We start from the raw sequence: 5,120 nt of genomic DNA, 5'->3' as shown, positions 1-5,120 counted from the left end.
ATAAAGGGGAGGGAGCAAAAGCCCCCCCTTTATAAGGGGGGGTTGGGGGGGGTAAACCAACCTCAAACGAAGTCTAGCCGACTTGTGTACATACTGTAGTCCAACTCCCCACTCCCCACTCCCAACTCCCACATCATGACCGTCCGGCTTCAGAAAATTTTATCCCAATGGGGAATTGCTTCGCGTCGGCGTGCGGAGCAACTAATTTTGGCTGGCAGAGTGCGAGTTAATGGCGAAGTAGCTAGATTAGGACAAACAGCCGAACCTACTACCGATCGAATCGAAGTTGATGGTAAACTAATCGCAGAACAGAGCCGACCTGAGCCGATTTACCTACTGCTCAATAAACCAGTTGGTGTAGTGTCTACCTGTTTCGACCCCCAAGGTCGTTCGACAGTGTTAGAACTGCTGCCACCTCAACTGCGCGAGTGCGAAGGAATTCATCCAGTAGGCAGATTAGATATTGATTCTAGTGGCGCGTTATTGCTTACCAATGATGGCGATTTGACCTTTAGGTTGACTCACCCACGTCATAGTATCGGTAAAACCTATGCTGTGTGGGTGCAAGGAAGACCGACGTCTGCCACATTAGCTGCTTGGCGCAACGGCATTGACTTGGATGGGCGATATACATTGCCCGCACGGGTAACCGTTATTAAGCAACAACCCGATCGCACTTTGCTCGAAATCGTGCTCGTTGAGGGTCGAAACCGACAAATTAGAAGGGTTGCCGCACAACTAGCACATCCTGTGATTCATCTCCATCGTACCAGAATAGGTAACATTTGTATCGACGGAGCAAGATCGTTACCGATCGGCTCCTACCGCCATTTGCAAATCACAGAAATCCACACTCTCCAATTTACCGGGGATCGAGTAGAATGATTCTCGCCTTTATATAAGGTGAAGGCGCGAATTTGGACGAGATTCTCAAAACTTAAACCCCCGATCGATATCCCTTACAACTACCCCACAATCAGCGTCGTGACTCTACTGGCACCGTTCAAGCATATTACCTCTTTCAAACTGTCTAAATTGTCCGTGTTTTCAGGTATGGAATCTCTGCTGGAGAATTTTCGCACTAAAACACCTGAAGACGAATCGATCGAACCCGTACTAGCGGCTCCGTTGCCGCCAACTCCGACTGAGATCTTGCAAGACATTGGGACTAACCTCCGCCAATTGCGAGAGCACAAGCAGATGTCCCGCGAGGATGTGTCCGCACGCACGCAAATTCAACCGCGCTTGATTCAAGCGATCGAAGAAGGGCATATCGAAATGCTCCCCGAATCCGTGTTTGTGAAAGGGATGGTCAAACGGTATGGGGATAGCTTGGGTTTAGATGGTAGAACTATCGCCGCACGGGTACCAAAATGGGAGCCAGAAGTTACTACTTTCGAGCCGATTACCAAACTTCAGACTACGGGTTTTAGTGCTCCAATTCGGGTGAGTCCCACGCGACTCTATTTTGGATATACCCTGGCAATTGTCAGCCTGGGGGCGTGTGCGTCATACGCGATCGATAATGCCATCAAACCGCCAGCACTGCCAACTTTCGTACCCACTGCCCAGCCGCGTCCAGCGGCGATCCCAGCGGTAACTGCGGCTAAACCAGCTCAACCCAGTGCAGGTGTAGGGATTGAGATCGTCGTGCAACGTCCGACTTGGGCACAAATCGGTATCGATGGCACTACTAAATTTACTGGAAATCTGAAAGCTGGAACTCAACTTAATTGGATTGCCACCAAACAAATCACCATCAATACTAATAATGCGGGCGGGTTAGTCATCTCGCGCGGCAAGCAACCACCAAAACCATTAGGTAAAATCGGTCAAAAGCAAAGTGTGACTATTAAGGTTAGTAACTAGATAGTTTACAGGTCTTGACACTCGGGCAATACGATCTCGATCGCCACTAAGGCGTAATCTAAGACCGGATTAATTTTAAATAAATTATTTCCGATCGGTAGAACTTTCGGCTCGATCGGGCGCGAAGTTTTGACAAAGTTTAGGGTAGCAGCAATTTAGGCAGCTACCCTAAATTTTGTGCGTTAGATCGGCTCGATCTGGCGATAACTAAGTCTGGTGGCAACACGATCGAATTGCTGAAGTTTGCGTTCGACGGCTAGATCCCCAGCGTGACTAGACAGATCGAAACGGCAGACACTCAGAGCAAAAGAGAGATCGCGGCTGGATTTTGCCATGCGATCGAGTTCGATCGTCAATGTAGTTTAAAGTCGGGTTCATAGCGAACAATATCGATCGCCAAACTAGGCAGTCAAAAAAGCAATCTCTCTATAGAAGTATCTTGGTAGTGCCCGATCCCCTACCGATCGAAAATAGTAGTTATTACCGAACCGAATCCTTAAAATTACTATACCCAATCGTCAAAATTACTGTGTTAAGATTTAATGACACAGGACAAGCAGCAGGGGATGGAAAACAGCCATGTTTGAACGCTTTACAGAAAAAGCCATTAAAGTAATCATGCTGGCCCAGGAAGAAGCACGTCGCCTGGGGCACAACTTTGTCGGTACCGAACAAATTCTCTTAGGATTGATTGGTGAAGGTACTGGCGTCGCAGCAAAGGTCTTGAAATCGATGGGGATCAACCTCAAAGACGCAAGGATCGAAGTTGAGAAAATTATCGGACGTGGTTCGGGTTTTGTCGCCGTTGAAATCCCCTTCACTCCCAGAGCGAAGCGCGTTTTAGAGTTGTCTCTAGAAGAAGCTCGTCAATTGGGACATAACTATATCGGCACCGAACACTTATTGCTCGGCTTGATCCGCGAAGGTGAAGGCGTCGCCGCCAGAGTCCTCGAAAATTTGGGTGTGGACTTAACTAAAGTTCGGACTCAAGTAATTCGGATGCTGGGCGAAACCTCCGAAACTGCGACCGCAGGTACTGGTGCTCGATCGCCGGGTAGTAACAAAACTCCGACGCTCGATGAGTTTGGTTCCAACCTCACTCAGTTGGCGCAAGACGGTAAACTCGATCCCGTCGTCGGTCGTGCTAAAGAAATCGAACGCGTGATCCAGATCCTCGGTCGCCGGACGAAAAATAATCCCGTCTTGATCGGCGAACCTGGTGTCGGTAAAACCGCCATCGCCGAAGGTTTGGCACAACGGATTGCCAATCAGGATATCCCTGATATCCTCGAAGACAAGCGCGTAGTTACCCTCGACATCGGTTTACTCGTCGCAGGTACCAAATATCGCGGTGAATTTGAGGAACGTCTCAAAAAGATCATGGATGAAATCCGCCAAGCGGGTAACGTCATCCTGGTGATCGATGAAGTCCACACCTTAATTGGTGCGGGTGCTGCTGAAGGCGCGATCGATGCTGCAAATATTCTCAAACCCGCTCTGGCGCGGGGCGAGCTGCAATGTATCGGTGCGACGACTCTAGATGAGTACCGCAAGCACATCGAACGCGATGCCGCTCTAGAACGTCGCTTCCAACCAGTAATGGTCGGCGAACCCAGTGTAGACGAAACGATCGAAATCCTCCACGGTTTGCGCGAACGTTACGAACAGCACCACAAACTGAAAATCACCGATCTCGCCCTCGAAGCTGCGGCCAAACTAGCCGATCGATATATCTCCGATCGCTACTTACCAGATAAAGCGATCGATCTGATGGATGAAGCTGGCTCTCGCGTCCGCTTACTCAATTCCCAACTCCCTGCTGCGGCAAAAGAATTGGATAAAGAATTGCGCAAAGTCCTGAAAGAAAAAGACGAAGCCGTCCGTTCTCAAGACTTCGATAAAGCTGGCTCCCTCAAAGACCGCGAAATCGAAATTAAAGCTGAGATCAAGAGCATCGCTCAAACCAAAAAGGCTAACGACGAGACAGAAGAGCGCGTGATGCCCGAAGTCACCGAAGAAGACATCGCTCACATCGTCGCTTCTTGGACTGGCGTACCCGTCAGCAAGCTCACCGAGTCTGAGTCCGTCAAACTGCTAAATATGGAAGAAACCCTCCATCAGCGGTTGATCGGTCAAGAAGAGGCTGTCAAGGCGGTCTCCCGCGCCATTCGTCGCGCTCGCGTCGGCTTGAAAAATCCCAACCGTCCGATCGCCAGTTTCATCTTCTCCGGCCCGACTGGGGTTGGTAAAACTGAGTTGACCAAAGCTCTGGCTACCTACTTCTTCGGTTCTGAAGACTCGATGATCCGGTTGGATATGTCCGAGTACATGGAACGCCACACCGTATCGAAACTGATCGGTTCGCCTCCAGGCTACGTCGGCTACAGCGAAGGCGGCCAATTGACAGAAGCCGTCCGTCGCAAGCCTTACACCGTCGTCTTATTCGATGAAATCGAAAAAGCGCACCCAGACATCTTTAATATGCTCCTGCAAATTTTAGAAGATGGTCGCTTAACTGACGCCAAAGGCCGCACGGTAGACTTCAAGAACACCTTGATCATCCTCACCTCCAACGTCGGTTCTAAAGTAATCGAAAAAGGCGGCGGCGGTCTTGGATTCGAGTTCACAGACAACAAAACCGAAGCTACCTACAACCGGATTCGCAGCTTGGTCAACGAAGAACTCAAAAACTACTTCCGTCCAGAGTTCCTCAACCGTCTCGATGAAATTATCGTCTTCCAACAGCTTACCAAGCCGGAAGTCAAAGAGATCGCAGACATTATGCTCAAAGATCTCTTCAGTCGCCTCACCCAGCAAGGTATCACTCTCGAAGTCACCGATCGATTTAAAGATCGTCTGATCGATGAAGGTTACAATCCTGCATACGGTGCGCGTCCGCTCCGTCGCGCAATTATGCGTCTACTCGAAGACATCCTCGCGGAAGAAATGCTCTCCGGTCGTCTCAAAGACGGCGATACCTCGATCGTAGACATGGGTGAGGACGGTAAAGCGATCGTCACTCCCAAGCCACAAGACAAACTACCATTAGCACCCGATTTACTAGCCCCAGTCGGCGAATAATCGATCTAAAAATTTAATATTAATTTAAAAGGCGTACTGCAAAGTATGCCTTTTTTTCGAGATTGTTATGCACCCAGAAGAAATTTTTGATGAATTTAACTGACAGGCGGGAATTCCTCTTCCTCGCGGGAACGGAGCGACGCGCGACAGCAAGGCGCGTAGTTGGTCGG

4 protein-coding genes are annotated in these 5,120 nt (G+C 49.6%); 3 read left to right on the top strand and 1 reads right to left on the bottom strand.

Going from position 1 to position 5,120, the window contains the following annotated elements; genetic code table 11:
- Nucleotides 1-135: 135 nt before the first annotated feature.
- Together C7B77_RS23670 and C7B77_RS23665 are read left to right on the top strand one after the other, a co-directional pair.
- Nucleotides 136-885, top strand: coding sequence for a pseudouridine synthase (locus C7B77_RS23670; RefSeq protein ID WP_106310716.1), 750 nt, complete (start codon nucleotides 136-138; stop codon nucleotides 883-885).
- Nucleotides 886-984: 99 nt separating this feature from the next.
- A complete protein-coding gene (locus C7B77_RS23665; RefSeq protein ID WP_146138475.1) occupies nucleotides 985-1,869 on the top strand; it encodes a helix-turn-helix domain-containing protein in 885 nt (294 codons plus the stop codon).
- Between the two features lie 182 nt (nucleotides 1,870-2,051).
- Here C7B77_RS23665 and C7B77_RS30370 read toward each other — a convergent pair whose 3' ends face one another.
- Complete coding sequence (locus C7B77_RS30370; RefSeq protein ID WP_219892261.1) at nucleotides 2,052-2,225, bottom strand: hypothetical protein; 174 nt, start codon at nucleotides 2,223-2,225, stop codon at nucleotides 2,052-2,054.
- Nucleotides 2,226-2,448: 223 nt separating this feature from the next.
- Between C7B77_RS30370 and C7B77_RS23660 the strand changes: the two genes are divergently transcribed.
- Nucleotides 2,449-4,950: an ATP-dependent Clp protease ATP-binding subunit gene (locus C7B77_RS23660; RefSeq protein ID WP_106310712.1), complete on the top strand. Its 2,502-nt coding sequence runs from the start codon at nucleotides 2,449-2,451 to the stop codon at nucleotides 4,948-4,950.
- Nucleotides 4,951-5,120: the final 170 nt, after the last annotated feature.

It is taken from the genome of Chamaesiphon polymorphus CCALA 037, from assembly GCF_003003845.1.
Classification (GTDB): Bacteria; Cyanobacteriota; Cyanobacteriia; order Cyanobacteriales; family Chamaesiphonaceae; genus Chamaesiphon; species Chamaesiphon polymorphus.
The sequence above is the reverse complement of the archived record's forward strand: the minus strand, read 5'-3'. Positions and strand labels throughout refer to the sequence as shown.